We start from the raw sequence: 16,855 nt of genomic DNA on the forward strand, positions 1-16,855 counted from the left end.
CTCAACTGGGGCGGCTCTTATCATTTCCGAAGATTTTAGACCATCTGCCAAAGATATGAAAAGGATCGCGCCTGCCAAGACGCTACAATAAAAACTATAAACAAACAGAGAGGAGAGGCAGCTCATGCACCGAACGATGAACCTGCTGCGACGATATGGCGTCATGTACGCCCTGTTGATTCCAGGCATGCTGTACTTCGCGGTATTTAAATATGTGCCGATGGTTTACATCGCTGCGGCGTTCAAGAATTACAACGTCCTGCAAGGACTTTGGGAAAGCCCATGGGTCGGCTGGCAGAACTTTCAGTTGTTTTTCGATGGCGTGTATGTGAAGCAAATTATCGGAAACACGATCCTGATCTCATTCTACAAGCTGATCTTCTCTTTCCCAGCACCGATTATTCTCGCCTTAATGCTCAATGCTGTCACCTCAACGGGGTTCAAGCGAACGATCCAGACGTTATCGTATCTCCCGCATTTCCTATCGTGGGTCATTATTTACGGCTTGCTAGTCGCTTTCCTGGCACCAGGCACGGGACTTGTTAACCAATTGCTGACGTCCTTCCACATGGATCGCATGTCGTTCCTTACCGAGTCCAGCCTCATCCGAACCATCATCGTAACCACCGACATTTGGCAATCCATCGGCTGGGGAGCCATCATTTATCTGGCGGCACTAACGGGGATTGATCCGAGCTTATACGAGGCGGCGACAATGGATGGAGCGAACCGGTCCAGACAACTATGGCACATCACACTGCCGGGCATCCGCAACGTTATCATCCTCATGCTGGTGCTGCGGCTTAGCGCGATATTGGATGTTGGTTTTGACCAGATTTTTATCATGCTCAATCCGCTTAATCAGGAGAAGGCCGACGTCATTGAGACGTGGGTGTATCGCGTCGGTTTACAAGAGGGCCGCATCGGCCTCGCTACCGCCGTCGGGCTGTTCAAATCGGTGATCGGCTTCGTACTTGTCCTTGGTGCGAATCGAGTTGCCAAAAAATTCGACGGACAAATCTGGTAGGGGGAGGAAGTCAACATGCGCCATTACAACGCAGGCGATCGGATCGCCCAAAGCATCAATTATGTCCTGCTTACCCTGCTTGCTGCTTCCTGCATTTTACCGTTTCTCTATGTCATTAGCGTGTCCTTGACGCCGATTTCCGAATACATCAAGAAGGATGGTCTGGTACTCATTCCGACACACACGACGCTAACAGCTTACCGTGAGATTATGCAGGGCGGCAGATTGCTCGACGCGTATCAGGTTACCCTTTTCCGAGTTGTCGTTGGGACGGTACTCAATCTCATATTCACGGTGATTACCGCACTGCCGCTCTCTCGGAAATCATTGCCTGGCCGAAGCGGGCTGCTGCTTTTCATCGTGTTCACGATGTTGTTCAACGGCGGGATTATTCCAAGCTATTTGCTTGTCAAAAATATAGGGCTGCTCAACTCCGAATGGTCGCTGATCATTCCAGGCCTGATCAATGCGTTCTACCTCATGATTGTCAAAAGCTTCTTCGAGCAGCTGCCCGAAGCGATTGATGAGGCAGCACGCATGGACGGAGCGGGCGAGATCTCGATCCTCGTGCGGATTGTGCTGCCGCTGTCCGTGCCCATTATTGCGACGATCGGCCTCTTCTACGCCGTGTGGCATTGGAACAGCTACTTTGATGCCCTGCTTTACATCAATACACCCGAGAATCAGCCTGTCCAGCTATTCCTGAGACAAATCCTGCTCGCCGCCGTTGCGATTAGCGGGGATGCCGCCGAAGCAGCAAACGCCGTGAACCCGATTTCCGTTCAGATGGCTTCCGTAGCCGTTACGACACTGCCCATTCTGGTTGTGTATCCGTTTATTCAGAAGCATTTTACCCGAGGTGTGCTGCTTGGCTCTGTAAAAGGCTAACCAACGGCCAAAATCAACGTTATCTAGAGGCAACTCTTGATATAGCATGTATAATAGACTAAAGGGAGAGGTTCACGATGAGAAAGAATCACGCGAAAGCTAGTGCGTTGGTAAGTATGACAGTTCTGCTAGGCGTCATGGCTGCGGGGTGCAGCAAAGCGGAGAATACGGCAGCGCCAAGTTCGGCCGCGACGACGTCCAGTCAGGCTTCGGTCAAGCCGCAGGAAGCGGACAAGAAGTACAAGATTAGCTTCTATAACACCGTCGGCTATCGTCTAACAACGCCAATGCCGGCGAGAGAGCAGGATCCGATCCGTCAAATGATCGAGAAAGACAATAACATCGATCTCGACATGATCATGGGCGGTGAGAACTGGAAGGATAAAATCAACCTGCTCATCTCCTCCAATCAGATTCCTGACATTATTTCCTTCCCTGATCGCGCCTCTGCGATTAAGTATTATGATCAAGGCTTAATGGCTGATCTCGATGATTTGTTGAAGCAGTTCCCAGAGCTTACGAAGGCCTTTGACCCTTCCCGTCTGGAACCGATGAAATATAAAGGTAAAACAATCGGTCTGCCTGCCTCCGAGGCGGTTGGCGGTGTAAATGGCTGGTGGATTAACAACACGTGGTTGAAAAAGCTAAACCTCTCCGTCCCGACGAATCCGCAGGAATTGCTCGCTGTAATGAAAGCGTTCACTTTTAACGATCCTGATGGCAACGGTAAAAATGATACCTATGGCTTCGTCGCAATGCTGCCGAAAGACGGCTCCCTAGGGTACAGCACAAGTGGTGCGCAAGGCTTCCAGCAAATTTTCTGGATGTTCGGCGTGCAGCCGAACTTCGTCGATGTTAAGGACGGCAAGGTTGTGATCTACAACACGGATGCGAAAACGAAAGAAGCGCTGCAATTCATTAAAGAGATGATTGATGCGAAGGTCGTCGACCCTGACTGGGTGACCATTGATGATGGACTCAAACGTGATAATAAGATGTACCAAGGCAAAGTCGGCATTATGATCGAAGATTGGCGCCGTGCGGAGCCTGCCGAAACGAAGAAAATGCAGGATGCTGGCGGCAGTGTGCCAGAGTGGAAGCAAATTGCACCTCCGAAGGGTCCTTACGGTGACCAAATTCTCGATGTGAAGCCGTTCCAGCAATCGCTGATCGGTCTTTCCAAGGAAGCGTTGAAAGATGCAGGCAAAGCGGCGCGCGCGATGCAGTTCATCCAATACTTGTACACGAACAAGGATGCGTATCCGTACTTAGCTTATGGCCTCAAGGATAAAACCTTTACCCTAACCAATGGCGTATCGAAGCTGATTGATAAAGCGACCTACAACGAGAAAGAAGTGGAGTGGCGCTATAACTATGCTTTTGTTCGCAAAGCGACGGACGGCGTGTACTTCGACTTCAAGAATCCAGACGTGACAAATGCGAATCAGAAAATTAATACGAGCTATCTGAAAGAGAACAACGTGAACCCACGCGTCTTCGATGATCCTAGTGATCCGATGGCACAAGATCGTCTGAAATACGCGAATGAAATGATGCTCAAATTCGTAACAGGGAAAGAGCCGTTATCCAATTGGGATACGTACGTGAAGACGATGCAGGACAAATTCAAGCTGAACGATGCGATTGCGAATTATACGAAGCAGCTGCAGGGCGACGGTGTTTTAAAATAAGAATAAGGGTCGGAATAAGGGGAGACGCCTCCTCTTTTTCCACATTTCTAGGCGAAGAGCGCCACAGAGGAGGACACACATGAGAGACTGGATCAAGAAATGGTTTCACAACATATCGTTTCGGCTGTTTCTGGTCTGTCTGGTGTTCGTACTCTGCTCAGAGGCGATTCTAAGCGGTCTCTCCTATCGGTATATCAAAAAAGAGATTACAGCGAGTCAACTCAACCAAGCAACGCAGTTGCTGCATAAGGAAGAAGAATATATCGACCTGTACTTCCTGCTTGTTCAAAATACGCTCGCCCAACTCTCCTCCTCGGCCAATTCGTGGCGCAATGATCTGACTGCTGCACAGGCTGCGCTTGAGAATGTGTACCAGGAGAACTCGGTCATGCTGACTGATGTGTATATGATCCGCAAGGATTTATCCATCTTGGGCGGCAATCCCGTCACCAAGGTGATCAATGATACCCGAGAAGACCGTGGTCCGCTGTATCGGATGGCGTATAGCAATGCCTATGGCGCCGTGATGGTCAGCGAGCCTTATACGAATTTCTTCTCGGGCTGGACGGTGACCTTCACGAAGGCAATAACGATCGCAGGCGAGCCCATGGCGGTAGCGGTTGACTTAAATTTGACGGAGCTGCAGGAGCGGTTACAACGAGTTGGCGGAGGCAGCAACGCACTGCAATTGGGGATTATGGACCAAGAAGGGCGTGTCATTCTGGAGCCTGCGGGCAGCCAACTGTTCAGTGTCAGCGACCATCGTCTGCGCTTCGGGGAGCGGGATGGCCGATCGTTGGTCGAAGATAAGGACGATGTGATCGAAGAACGCATCAATGGGACCGTCGTGACGATGATGAAAAGCATCAATTCACGCACGAAGTGGATTGTGTTTTCACTCTATGATGGCTCCGACTTGCAGAAATCGTTACAGCGAATGGAAACCTTCTTCGTCAGTCTGCTTCTGCTCGGTTTCTTGCTGAGTGTCATGACGGCAGCCTTCGTGGCCCGCATGATTCGCGTACCGGTTTATTATTTGATCCGCAAAATAAGCCAAGTGCGCCACGGGGATTTGAACGTGGTCGTGTCGAGCAATCGCCGTGATGAGTTCGGCAAGCTGGCTGAAACATTCGACGAGATGCTGCGCCAAATTCGCACCTTGATTGAGCATGTGAACCTTGGCGAACGCAAGAAGAAAGAACTGGAGATTCAGGTGCTCCAGTCCCAAATTAATCCGCATTTTCTATATAATACGCTGGGTTCGATCTCCAATGTGGTAGCATTCGGCCGCTATCACGAGGTAGATAACATCATTGCTTCGCTGATTTCGATTCTGGAATACGGAATTACGGATTTCTCCGACCGTGTCAGCTTGGAGCAGGAGCTTCGCAATGTGAAGGATTACTTATATATTCAGCAGATTCGCTATGATTGTGAATTCAAGCTGATCGAGGACATCGATCCTGAGACACTGCAGCTGCCCGTGCTGCGCATGGCTTTGCAGCCGATCGTGGAGAACAGTATTTTTCACGGGTATGCTGGTGGGCGCAAAGCAGGCGCGATCCGATTATCGGCCATTCGCCGTGAGGGCCATCTCGTTATTGGGGTGGAGGACGAAGGCATTGGGATGACACCGGAGAAGACCGTGGATCTGCTGCTGGCCAACCCCGTGGAGAAGACGTTCGATCAACGCAAGCGCATCGGCTTATACAACATTCACCAGCGCATTCGGCTGAATTACGGCGAGCCCTACGGGCTAAGCGTATGGAGTGAACCTGGTCGTGGAACATGTGTAACACTGACATTCCCAGATGATATCGTCGGGATGTTGATGGAGGATCAAGAAAGGGGGAAGGCGGTATGAGAGAAGTAACCTGCCTCATTGTGGATGATGAACCGCCGATGGTTCAGCGGTTACAAGCCTATTTCGGGCGGTGGGCCGATCTGAAGCTGCCTTTCCGCCTGATTGGTCAGGCCTATTCTGGCGCGGAAGCGTTAGAGATGGCTGTCGAATTAAGGCCTGATTTGATTCTCACCGATATCGTCATGCCAGGCATGGACGGGATTGAGCTTATTCGCCAGCTTCGGGAACGCCTGCCTGGCGTCGAGGTTATCATCTTGAGTGCCTACTCCGATTTTGCTTATGCCAAACAAGCGATTGCGATGGGTGTCTTCGAATATTTGGTCAAAGTGCCGCTGCGCGAGGAGGATGTACGCATCGCATTATCCAAAGCGCGCGACAATGTGATTGCTCGCGAGGAGAAGGAGCGGCGCTTGCAGAGTCTAAGCGGCTCGGTGAAAGAGAATTCCTACCGACTGCGTAAGCATCTGCTCGAGGAACTGCTGCGCGGCGATGTGTCGGAGGCCGTAATGGAGCGCCGCAGCGCCGAGCTAGTGCCCGGCTTTCAGCCGCGGCAGTATGGCTGCTTTGCCGTGCGCTTCGATAACTACGATGTCTTCTGCGCGGAGTATTCGCCTGCAGACCGCAACACGCTGAAATATGGCATGCTGAACATCATTGAAGAAGTGCTGCAAAGCCGAGGAAGCTGCTTCGCTTGCGAGCTTCAGCGTAGTGTAATCGTAGCCTTCGCCACGATTCCCGCGGGCAGCGAACAATCGTTCGATCGTATCTGCTACGAGCTTGGGGAGAACGTGCGCGATGCCATTAAAACTTATTTGCGCATATCCGTATCGGTAGGCGTTAGCCGAAGGTATAGCGGGTGGAGCCAAGCAGCGGCCGCCTATGAAGAGGCGAAAGCGGCCCTTACGGACGCCTTCTACGCTAGCTTTGGCACGGTCATTACGCCAAATCGGCGCATCAGCTACATGGAGGCTGATTGGCGCGAGCTGACGGAGCGCTTCGAGCTGACGCTCGAACGAATGAGCGGGAAGTCGAACGGCGAAGCACTGACACCGCTATTGCAAGGGTTGCATACCTATCGTGTCTCCCCGATCCGCTTAGTTAGCTATATCGAGGGCTGGAGCGCACGGCTTCGGCAGCGGATGCTGACTGGCGGGCAGACGGATGTCGCGGCAAAGTCTGCGTACGCCGAATGCATCCATCTGCATCAGCTTGTCGAGCGGCTGCGAATCGAGTGGGAGCGGTTGCACACCCTTGTGGAAGCGGAAGGCAGCGGTCTGCGCGCAGAGATGGTGAAAGCGATGCGGTATGTCGAGGATCATCTGAAGGAATCCATCTCCCTCGGCGTCGTGGCGGAGCATATTCATTTGAATCCGTCCTATGTGAGCGAGCTGTTCAAGAAAGAGCTGGGGATCAACTTCACCGACTATGTGTCCAAACGCAGGATCGAGCGTGCCATTGAGCTGCTGCGAAAACGCGATTATTCAAATTTAGAGCTGGCGGAAGCCGTCGGCGTTCATAATGAGAAATACTTTTGTACCCTATTCAAAAAAATAACCGGAACCTCTCCACAGAAGTTCGTCGCTACCAGTTGGAGGGATTGACGAGGGAGCGATTTTCAGATGTATCGGACAATCAATCAGGAGCGCTTCGAGCTAGACACTTTTGCGAATCCGCCTGCGGCGTACAGAAGTACGCCCTTCTGGTCCTGGAACGATAAGCTGGAGCCCGATGAGCTGCTCAGGCAAATTGGTGAAATGAAGCGAGCCGGCTTGGGCGGCTTCTTCATGCATACGCGTCAAGGGCTGCTTACGCCGTATATGGGGGACGATTTCCTCGATGCGGTAGAAATATCCGCGGAAGCCGCAAAAGAGCACGGGCTGGAAGCGTGGTGCTACGATGAGAACGGGTGGCCCAGCGGAACCGCGAATGGGGTAGTGCCTGCTTTGGGAGCTGCCTATCAGCAGAAATCGCTCGAAGGCATCTGGATCAACCGCTCTGATGGGAGCGGGCAGCTGGATGGGATAAAGCGGGATCCAGAATTTATGTTTGTCCTTGTTCGCGGGGAGCACGAGCAGCAGTGGCTCGTGGCTGATCCCGTGCAAGGGGATTGGTGTGTCGGACTTGCGGTGATGTGCCGCGTGAATCCTTACTATATTGATGTACTTGCTGAAAAAGCGATGACCGCCTTCCTGCAAGCCTGTCACGAAGTGTACTTTCGCCGATTAGGCGATCGTTTCGGGGAAAAGGGCGGGATTCCTGGCATTTTCACCGATGAATTGAAGTTCTCTGGCGTACCGTGGTCGGACGATTTCGCTCAGGCTTACGCCGACCGATACGGCGAGTCGGTTTCAAGTGCTATCGGCTGGCTGCTCACGGATGCAGCCCAAGGCGATGAAGCTGCCACGGAGGCCGCTTATCTCGCTCGCTATCGCTACTGGCGTCTGGTCAGCGAGCGATTCCAGCATAACGTACGGCTTGTTGCGGATTGGTGCGAGGCGCGCGGTTGGCAGCTGACGGGCCATTTCATGGGGGAGGACACCCTCATGGAGCAGTTGCAATATACAGCTGGCGTTATGCCGCTGTATGAGCACATGCATATGCCGGGCATCGATATGCTGGGGCGGACGCTGCGCAGCGTTATCCTGCCGAAGCAAGCGGCATCGGTGGCGCGGCAGCTCGGCAAGCCGTTCGTCATCACCGAAACGTTCGGCTGCTGCGGCTGGAACTTGAGCTTTCGCGAGATGAAACGCATCGCACAGTGGCAGTTCGTGCTCGGCGTGAACCGCCTGTGCCCGCATCTGCAATCCTATTCGATTCGCGGGGTGCGCAAGCGGGATTACCCGCCATCGCTGTATGTGCAGCAGCCGTGGTGGGACATGTACGCGGCGTTTAACGACTACTTCGCTAGGCTTACTTATCTATTGACCCTCGGTAAAGCAGCTCCGGGGATCCTTGTGCTGCACCCAATTCGCACAGCGTGGCTTCGGCAAAGCAAGGAAGACGTCGAGCTTATGCAAGCTCGCATGGACGAACTTGCGGGCGAATTGCTGGCGCTTCAGCGTGATTTCGACTACGGGGACGAAGCGCTCATGCGGGCGCACGTCAGCGCGTCAGGCGGCTTGCTGCACGTCGGCCAGCAGCAATATGACACCGTCATCGTCAGCGATCTGCTGACGATGGAGGGATCGACCTTCGCGCTGCTGCAGGCATTCGCAGCAGCTGGGGGTCGCGTGATCGTCGTTGGCGAAGCACCGACGTATATAGAAGGGCAGCTGAGCGAGGAGCTCGCTGCCTGGTTCAGCGGCGCTGGCGTTGTGACGGCAGCCAGCGCGGGGCGGATAGGCGCGCACATTGAGGCGCGCAAGGATTGGACGCTGGCGGAGGGGACATCGCCAGCAGCGTTGCGCCAGCTCTATGTGCAAGAGCGGCGCTTGCCAGGGATGTCGCTCCTGTATGTCGTGCATACTGGCGACGGGGGCAGCTCCGAACAGATCGACATCGTCATTCCTGCGGCTGACCAGCGTAAGTGGTTCGAGCTTGATTTGGACCATGGCGTGGAAGCCGTTGCTGATGTACGTACGCTGTCTGCCTCGATAAGGCTTGCCCCAGGCGACGCCAAGATTTTCGCTGTGCATGATGATAGCCAGGCGGAACGCGCTTTTAGGGAGACGACTTGCCCAGTAGCTTCTCCCGCCGAGAAGTCATTCTCAGTCGTCCCCCTAGATTTGAATGCATCGTGGAATTACGAACTCTCTGCGCCTAACGTTCTGACCTTAGACTACGCGAGGTATCGCTTGGATGGCGGTGAGTGGTCAGCGCCGACTTACGTGCTAAAAATTCAAGAACGATGTATCGCTCAGCAGCGTCCTGTACAGATCGAACTTGAATTTACGTTCGATGTGGATGCCAAGCTGTTGGCTCGGACCGATCGATCCCTATGGAGGCTCGCCATCGAACGGCCAGAACACTGGCAGTTGGCGGTCAACGGACAGCCTGTGCATGCGAGCGATGCGGATGAATGGTATGGCGGCGACCGCAGCTTTCCTATGCTCCCGATCGGCGCTTATGTGCAGGCGGGTCGCAATCATATTCGGATGTCGGGGCCGTTTACATGCAGTGAAGAGGTGTATCGCTTCTTCGGTGTGGGAGGTGCGAACCTCGCCCCGATCCGTAATAAGCTCACCTTCGATGTGGAGATCGAGAGCTTGTACGTGCTGGGCCCATTTGCTGTCACATCGACCGGCGGTTGGGAGCCTGCGGAGCGCGATGCGCTATGGACCGAGGGCCCGTTCCTTTTAACAGCCCAACCAGCGCAGATCGATTTGGCGGATATTACGCAGCAGGGGCTGACATTCTACGCTGGCGGAATTACGGCGGTGAGGACGATCACGCTATCCGAGCATGTATTGGCTAGCCTCCGTGAGGAAGGCTGCAGACTCATCCTGCAGTGGGAAGCCATGCGCTGCCCAGCGATGAAGCTGGCGGTGAACAGCGCGGACTCGCGCTTGGTTCTGTGGGGTGACAATCAGCTTGACCTCACGGATCAACTTGTTGACGACCAGTTGGAGCTGCAGATTGAGCTGCGAACGAGCGGTCGCAATACGTTTGGCCCTCATCACCACCTGAAAGGTGAAGTGACCTTTGTCGGTCCCACCAGCTTCACTGACAAAATTGGCTGGGTCGACGCCGGCGCTGATCAGATTTGGACCGACCGCTATTGCTTTGTCAGGTTCGGGCTGATAGGCTTGCAGTTGTTGCTCGTTCGTGCCTAACTTGACCTCGCTATCCCATTCTATAGATGGGGCAGCGAGGTTTTTTCGCCTTTTCCCCCGATGTCAAAAGACGTCAAATTGTTGGTTCTACAGCAGATAAGTTGGATAACATATGATATAATGGACGAGGTTTGCTGACCTAATTGGTTAATTTAGGAGGAACTCATGGGTAAAGTACATATTTGTGATCATCCGCTTATCCAACATAAACTTACTTATATTCGGGATGAGAAAACGACAACGAAAGATTTCAGAGCGCTTGTCGATGAAGTTGCGACCCTAATGGTCTACGAGATTACACGAGATCTGCCACTAGAACGCGTGCAGGTCAAAACACCGGTAACGACAGCCGATTGCCACGTGATTTCGGGCAGAATGCTGGGCCTAATCCCGATTTTGCGCGCAGGCTTGGGCATGGTTGACGGCGTGCTGAAGTTGATGCCAGCGGCTAAAGTCGGCCACGTGGGTCTTTATCGCGACCACGAGACACTTCAACCCGTCGAATACTATGTGAAGCTGCCTACGGATGTCTTGGAGCGAGACTTGCTCGTCATCGATCCGATGCTGGCGACAGGCGGTTCTGCGAATGCGGCGATCGAGGTGCTCAAACGCAGAGGCTGCACACGCATTAAGCTGATGTGCCTCATTGCGGCGCCAGAGGGTGTAGCCTCTGTTCAAAAAGAACACCCTGAAGTGGACATTTACGTCGCTGCGGTCGATGAGCATTTGAATGATCACGGCTACATCGTGCCAGGCCTCGGGGATGCGGGAGATCGTCTATACGGCACCGATTAATACGAGTATACGAGTAAAAAGGGAGAGAAACCGATGAAACGTCTTAAAGTAATTACGATCTTCGGAACAAGACCGGAAGCGATCAAAATGGCTCCGCTTATTCTCGAATTGGAGAAGCATCCAGAGCAGATCGAATCGCTAGTTTGCGTAACGGCACAGCATCGCCAGATGTTGGACCAGGTATTGGATATTTTTAAAATAACACCGAACTACGACTTGAATGTGATGAAGGATCGTCAAACATTGAATGAGATCACGATGCGTGTCCTGCAAGGCTTGGAACCTGTGTTCCAAGAGGCGAAGCCTGACCTGATTCTCGTCCATGGAGATACGTTGACAACGTTCTTGGCTAGCTATGCCGCATTTATGCAGCAAATCCAAGTCGGTCACGTGGAAGCGGGACTGCGTACGTGGAACAAAATGTCCCCGTATCCTGAAGAGATGAACCGCCAATTAACGGGTGTACTGGCTGATCTCCACTTCGCGCCAACACAGCAATCAGCAGATAACCTGCGCAGAGAGAACAAATCCGAGTCCCAGATTTATGTAACGGGTAACACGGTGACGGATGTATTCAAATACACGGTGCAAAAGGAGTTCAATCATCCTGTACTGGAATGGGCAGCAGGTCGTAAGTTGATCCTAATGACAGCGCATCGCCGTGAAGCGCAGGGTGAGCCGCATCGTCAAATTTTCCGTGCGGTGAAACGCATTGCCGATGAGTTCGAGGATATTGCGATCGTTTATCCCGTACATCCGAGCCCTGCGGTGAAAGAGCCTGCGCACGAGATTCTCGGCGATCACCCACGTATTAAGTTGGTTGAGCCGTTCGATGTGTTCGAGTTCCATAACTTCTACCCACATGCACACATGATTCTAACTGACTCTGGCGGCTTACAAGAAGAAGCGCCTTCCTTCGGCGTACCCGTTCTCGTTCTTCGTGATACGACTGAGCGTCCAGAGGGCATCCAAGCAGGTACATTAGAGCTCGTCGGAACGGACGAAGAAGTGGTGTACGAGCGCGCTCGCGCTCTTTTAACCGATGCTGCCCTGTATAATAAAATGAGCCAAGCTGCGAACCCTTACGGAGACGGCAAAGCGTCCGAACGGATTGTTCAAGCGATTCTTCACCATTTTGGTAGGACTTCCGAACGCCCGGAAGCATTCTAACCGTGACAAAATCATGACAAACGCTACAGCGTACAGTTGAACTGTTCGGTTTCAAATCGCGCAAACCCTTGAGCCGCAAGGCTCTAAGGAGTTTTGTGAGATGTGACAAATGAAGTTCCGTCAATTGACAAAGTTAGCATGGCTTCGATACAATGAATGAGGATTCGTAGCAGTATGGCTACGTGAAGCGTTTTCCCAGGTGGAAAGCGCCGAGGAGGGTGCGATGAAACGGCCAAATTCCAATGATAATCCTTGGCGGGCAGTAGCGTTAACTAGTGCAATTGGCATAGACCTTGTCGTATGTTTGGCAGCTGGCTATTTCTTCGGTGATTGGTTGAGCGGCACACTAGGCGGACAGTTTCTGGTTGTTGGTTGGATTTATGATGGGGCTTGTATCGGGTATCATCAGCATTTACTTCATGATTAAGCAGTACGGAGGGCTATGATGGACGAATTTTCGGCCACTCTGAAAACGGTTCAAAATGTATTCTTATTCTTTTTATCCTTTTGTTTGGCTGCATGGGCGCTTCTTGTCGATTACCGGATTTACTTTGCAGGCATTATGCTCGGTGCATGTGCCAGTATGATTAACGCAAGGTTCTTAGCCTGGAAGATTAACAAGCTGGCAGCAGCTGCGATAGAGCAGAAAGGACGCAAGGTAACCCTCGGTTTCTTGACCAGGGCGGCAGTCGCAGGTTTTGCCGGTTTGGTAGCGGTGAGGTATCCCGAGCAAGTTGCGTTAACCACGACAATTGTTGGATACTTTTTTGCTCAATTGGTAACACTCGTACTGGGTATTCTTTCTAATCAAAGATCGAAGAAGTAATTCCACGATGTAACTTCAACGAGTGAAAGGGGTGAAAATGGAAAATATGGAACATCATGTACCAGAATTTGAGTGGTTAGGCTTTCATTTTGATGCATCCGCATTGATGATGATCGGTATAACCACGCTAATCGTATTAATTCTTGCATTCGCAGGCACCCGTAAGCTTTCTGTAGCGAATCCTTCGAAACTTCAAAACTTCATGGAATGGACGATTGAGTTTGTAGAAGGCATTATTGGAAGCACGATCGGTTCCAAGCACGGCAAGGGATTTATCGCACTAGGTCTTACGCTCATCATGTACATTTTTATCGGTAACATGCTCGGCCTTCCTTTCTCAATCGTAACGGAAGATCACGTGTCCTGGTGGAAATCGCCGACAGCTGATATCGCAGTAACAGGAGCGCTTACTGTCATTGTAATCTTCCTCAGTCACTACTTGGGGGTTACACGCAACACCAAGCATTACTTCGCGCATTACTTTGAGTACAAAGGGGCTATGTTGATTCTTCACTTAATTGAAGTTGTCTCCAAGCCGCTGACACTCGCTTTCCGTCTTTACGGTAACATCTATGCAGGTGAAATTATGATATCTGTCATCATCGGAGCTGGCTGGTTCGGCGTTGCACCGTTATTTGTATGGCAGGGCTTCTCTGTGTTCGTAGGCGCAATTCAGGCCTTCGTCTTCACGATGTTGACGATGGTTTACATCTCGCAAACGTTGATTCACGAAGAAGAGCATTAATGGAGCTTTCCGAAATTAGCATATTTTATTTCGAAAGTCTGCTAAGAACAAGACTTACCTCGGGTAGTCTCGAGTCACTTATAAAAAACAAAACAAACTATAAGAGTTTAAGGGAGGATTTTTTACAATGGGAGCAATCGCATTAGTAGCAGCAGGTATCGTATTTGGTTTGGGAGCACTTGGTGCTGGTATCGGTAACGGTTTGATCGTAGGTCGCGCTTTGGAAGGTATTTCCCGTCAACCAGAACTTCGTGGAACACTTCAAACAACAATGTTTATCGGGGTAGGTCTAGTTGAGGCTATGCCAGTTGTTGCATTGGTACTTGCTTTCATCTTTATGGGAAAAGCTTAAGAAATCGGTTGGCGTTGATGGCCGTAGCTGCCACCACGCCTTCGTTTTGCCCACGTTATCAGAAGGGAGTGACGTTACTTGCATATTGAATGGTCCACATTTTTTATACAGATCGTTGCGTTTTTGATTTTGTATGTACTTCTTTCTAAGTTTGCGTTTGGTCCTCTGTTTGGCATGATGGAAAAACGCAGACAGTTAGTGAAAGAACAAATTCAGACAGCGGAGGACAGCCGTAAGCTAGCTGATCAACTGTTAGAGGAACAAAAACAAGCGCTGCAACAAACTCGTAAAGAAGCTTATGAAATTATTGAGCAAGCGAAACAAACAGGTTCCAAGCAAGCGGATGATATTATTCATGCTGCTGGTGCGGAAGCCGTTCGTCTGAAAGACGAAGCATTGAAAGATATTGAGAATGAGAAGGCTAAAGCAATTGCTTCTCTTCGCAGCCAAGTTGGCGCAATGTCCGTTCTGATCGCCTCCAAAATTATTGAAAAGCAAATCGACGAGAAGTCCCAAGAAGAACTTGTTGAGCATTACCTCAAAGAGGTAGGAGGCAACGTATGAGTGACATCGTCGTAGCGAAGCGTTATGCCAAAGCTTTGTTCGAAGTAGCGAAGGAAAAGAATATTATTTCCCAAGTTGAGGATGAGCTTAAATCTGTAGCTAGTGCGATTAGGGATAATGCAGACTTGCAGAAGTTCCTGAACCATCCGAACATCGGGACTTCCACGAAAACGGGCTTGCTAAAGCAGATTTTCGAAGGCAAAGTTTCCGAGCCGGTGTGGAACACGCTGCTGGTCTTGATCGATAAAGGAAGACAATCCATTCTGAATGCATTGGTTGGTGAGTTTACCAAGGTCGCAAATGAGGCACTTGGACAAGCAACTGCGGTTGTTTACTCGGCTGCCCATCTTTCTGATGCTCAGCAAGCGGAAGTGGCTTCCCAATTTAGCAAAATTACAGGTAAAACGATTCGCGTTACCAATGCAGTTGAGCCTAAGCTGCTCGGCGGCATTCAAGTGCGTATCGGTGATCGTTTATATGATGGAAGTTTGTCTGGCAAACTTGATCGTTTGTCCAAAGCTTTAGTTTAACACAAGCACTGTAAGAATAGGGGTGAAGTTCGTTGAGTATCAAACCTGAAGAAATCAGCTTATTGATTAAGCAACAGATTGAAAACTTTAATTCCGATATCCAAGTGGTTGATGTGGGTACTGTTATCCAAGTAGGTGACGGTATCGCTCGTGCTCACGGCTTGGAAAACGTTATGGCAGGCGAGCTGCTTGAGTTTCCAAACGGCGTACTTGGCTATGCATTTAACTTGGAAGAAAGCAACGTAGGTATCGTTATTCTCGGACCTTACAAAGATATCCGTGAAGGTGACCAAGTAAAACGTACTGGACGTATTATGGAGGTTCCTGTTGGGGAAGCACTTCTCGGCCGTGTCGTGAACTCCTTGGGTCAGCCCGTGGATGGTCAAGGTCCAATCGCAACGACGGAATTCCGTCCTGTTGAGAATATGGCACCAGGCGTTATGGCTCGTAAATCCGTTCATGAGCCAATGCAAACTGGTATCAAAGCGATTGACGCGATGGTTCCAATCGGTCGCGGTCAACGTGAGTTGATCATCGGTGACCGTCAAACAGGTAAAACGTCGATCGCAATCGATGCGATTATCAACCAAAAAGGCAACGGCGTGAAATGTATCTACGTTGCAATCGGTCAAAAACAATCCACGGTTGTGGGCGTTGTTGAAAAACTTCGTGCTGCAGGCGCGTTGGATTACACAATCGTTGTAACGGCTTCTGCATCTGAGCCATCTCCGATGCTGTGGCTAGCTCCATACTCCGGTTGCGCAATGGGTGAGTACTTCATGTACAAAGGCGAGCACGTCTTGATCGTATACGATGACTTGTCCAAACAAGCTGCGGCTTACCGTGAGTTGTCCCTCTTGCTTCGTCGTCCGCCAGGTCGTGAAGCTTATCCAGGGGATGTTTTCTACTTGCACTCCCGTTTGCTGGAGCGCGCTGCGAAATTGAATGATGAGCTTGGCGGCGGTTCCATTACGGCGCTTCCATTCATCGAAACACAAGCAGGCGATATCTCCGCTTACATTCCGACGAACGTAATTTCCATTACGGACGGTCAAATCTTCCTTGAGTCCGACCTGTTCTACTCCGGTCAGCGTCCAGCGGTTAACGTTGGTAACTCTGTATCCCGTGTAGGGGGCTCCGCTCAAACGAAAGCGATGAAAAAAGTTGCTGGTACACTGCGTGTTGACTTGGCTCAATACCGTGAGCTTGCAGCGTTCGCAGCGTTCGGTTCTGACCTTGATAGAGCGACTAAAGCGCGCCTTGATCGCGGGGTTCGTACACTTGAAATCTTGAAGCAAGGCGTTAACCAACCGCTTTCCCTTGAGAAACAAGTTTGCTCCCTGTACACAGTTGTTAAAGGCCACTTGGATGATCTTCCAGTTCAAGACGTTACTCGTTTTGAAGCGCAATTCTTGGCTTACTTGGAATCTAACCGTGCAGAAATCTTGAACAGCATTCGCGATACGAAAGACATTCCTGCGGATACGGATAAAGCGTTAGTTGATGCAATCAACACGTTCAAAAAGAGCTTCGCAGTTTCTGAATAATAATTGATTGTCTGCGTGAAGCAGACAGTTCGTGTTATGCCTGAGATTGGGCGCTGCATGGCGCCTGAGATCAGGCCTTCGAAT

General features: G+C 51.1%; 15 protein-coding genes. All 15 read left to right on the forward strand.

The features are described 5' to 3' along the window. The first annotated feature begins 124 nt into the window (after positions 1 to 124). Positions 125 to 1,027: an ABC transporter permease gene (locus MJB10_RS00225; RefSeq protein WP_314800357.1), complete on the forward strand. Its 903-nt coding sequence runs from the start codon at positions 125 to 127 to the stop codon at positions 1,025 to 1,027. Between the two features lie 15 nt (positions 1,028 to 1,042). Then, positions 1,043 to 1,915, forward strand: coding sequence for a carbohydrate ABC transporter permease (locus tag MJB10_RS00230; RefSeq protein ID WP_314800358.1), 873 nt, complete (start codon positions 1,043 to 1,045; stop codon positions 1,913 to 1,915). Between the two features lie 77 nt (positions 1,916 to 1,992). Then, on the forward strand, positions 1,993 to 3,606 hold the full coding sequence (locus MJB10_RS00235; protein WP_314800360.1) for a type 2 periplasmic-binding domain-containing protein: 1,614 nt from the start codon (positions 1,993 to 1,995) through the stop codon (positions 3,604 to 3,606). Positions 3,607 to 3,685: 79 nt separating this feature from the next. Continuing rightward, positions 3,686 to 5,470 carry a cache domain-containing sensor histidine kinase gene (locus tag MJB10_RS00240; RefSeq protein ID WP_314800362.1) on the forward strand — a complete coding sequence of 595 codons (1,785 nt, stop codon included), beginning with the start codon at positions 3,686 to 3,688 and terminating at the stop codon, positions 5,468 to 5,470. Beyond that, on the forward strand, positions 5,467 to 7,071 hold the full coding sequence (locus tag MJB10_RS00245; RefSeq protein ID WP_314800364.1) for a response regulator transcription factor: 1,605 nt from the start codon (positions 5,467 to 5,469) through the stop codon (positions 7,069 to 7,071). Before MJB10_RS00240 ends, MJB10_RS00245 begins: the two co-directional genes overlap by 4 nt. Positions 7,072 to 7,089: 18 nt before the next feature. After that, positions 7,090 to 10,242, forward strand: a complete 3,153-nt coding sequence (locus tag MJB10_RS00250) for a glycosyl hydrolase (protein WP_314800366.1) — start codon at positions 7,090 to 7,092, stop codon at positions 10,240 to 10,242. Positions 10,243 to 10,407: 165 nt separating this feature from the next. After that, positions 10,408 to 11,037 (forward strand): uracil phosphoribosyltransferase, encoded by a 630-nt coding sequence (gene upp / locus MJB10_RS00255; RefSeq protein ID WP_314800368.1) that lies wholly within the window; start codon positions 10,408 to 10,410, stop codon positions 11,035 to 11,037. Between the two features lie 33 nt (positions 11,038 to 11,070). Next, complete coding sequence (gene wecB, locus MJB10_RS00260; protein ID WP_314800370.1) at positions 11,071 to 12,207, forward strand: non-hydrolyzing UDP-N-acetylglucosamine 2-epimerase; 1,137 nt, start codon at positions 11,071 to 11,073, stop codon at positions 12,205 to 12,207. 223 nt (positions 12,208 to 12,430) lie between these two features. Beyond that, positions 12,431 to 12,634: a hypothetical protein gene (locus MJB10_RS00265; RefSeq protein WP_314800374.1), complete on the forward strand. Its 204-nt coding sequence runs from the start codon at positions 12,431 to 12,433 to the stop codon at positions 12,632 to 12,634. A gap of 18 nt (positions 12,635 to 12,652) precedes the next feature. Further along, a complete protein-coding gene (locus MJB10_RS00270; protein ID WP_314800376.1) occupies positions 12,653 to 13,033 on the forward strand; it encodes an ATP synthase subunit I in 381 nt (126 codons plus the stop codon). Positions 13,034 to 13,079: 46 nt separating this feature from the next. Continuing rightward, positions 13,080 to 13,778 (forward strand): F0F1 ATP synthase subunit A, encoded by a 699-nt coding sequence (gene atpB / locus MJB10_RS00275; protein ID WP_314800378.1) that lies wholly within the window; start codon positions 13,080 to 13,082, stop codon positions 13,776 to 13,778. Between the two features lie 127 nt (positions 13,779 to 13,905). Beyond that, on the forward strand, positions 13,906 to 14,130 hold the full coding sequence (atpE, locus tag MJB10_RS00280; RefSeq protein WP_028556930.1) for a F0F1 ATP synthase subunit C: 225 nt from the start codon (positions 13,906 to 13,908) through the stop codon (positions 14,128 to 14,130). 78 nt (positions 14,131 to 14,208) lie between these two features. Next, positions 14,209 to 14,694: a F0F1 ATP synthase subunit B gene (atpF, locus tag MJB10_RS00285; RefSeq protein WP_314800384.1), complete on the forward strand. Its 486-nt coding sequence runs from the start codon at positions 14,209 to 14,211 to the stop codon at positions 14,692 to 14,694. After that, a complete protein-coding gene (locus MJB10_RS00290; RefSeq protein WP_314800386.1) occupies positions 14,691 to 15,224 on the forward strand; it encodes a F0F1 ATP synthase subunit delta in 534 nt (177 codons plus the stop codon). The genes atpF and MJB10_RS00290 overlap by 4 nt, the downstream gene beginning before the upstream one ends. Positions 15,225 to 15,256: 32 nt before the next feature. Then, positions 15,257 to 16,771 carry a F0F1 ATP synthase subunit alpha gene (gene atpA, locus MJB10_RS00295; RefSeq protein WP_314800388.1) on the forward strand — a complete coding sequence of 505 codons (1,515 nt, stop codon included), beginning with the start codon at positions 15,257 to 15,259 and terminating at the stop codon, positions 16,769 to 16,771. Positions 16,772 to 16,855 lie beyond the last annotated feature (84 nt).

It is taken from the genome of Paenibacillus sp. MBLB1832 (assembly GCF_032271945.1).
Lineage (GTDB): Bacteria > Bacillota > Bacilli > Paenibacillales > NBRC-103111 > Paenibacillus_E > Paenibacillus_E roseopurpureus.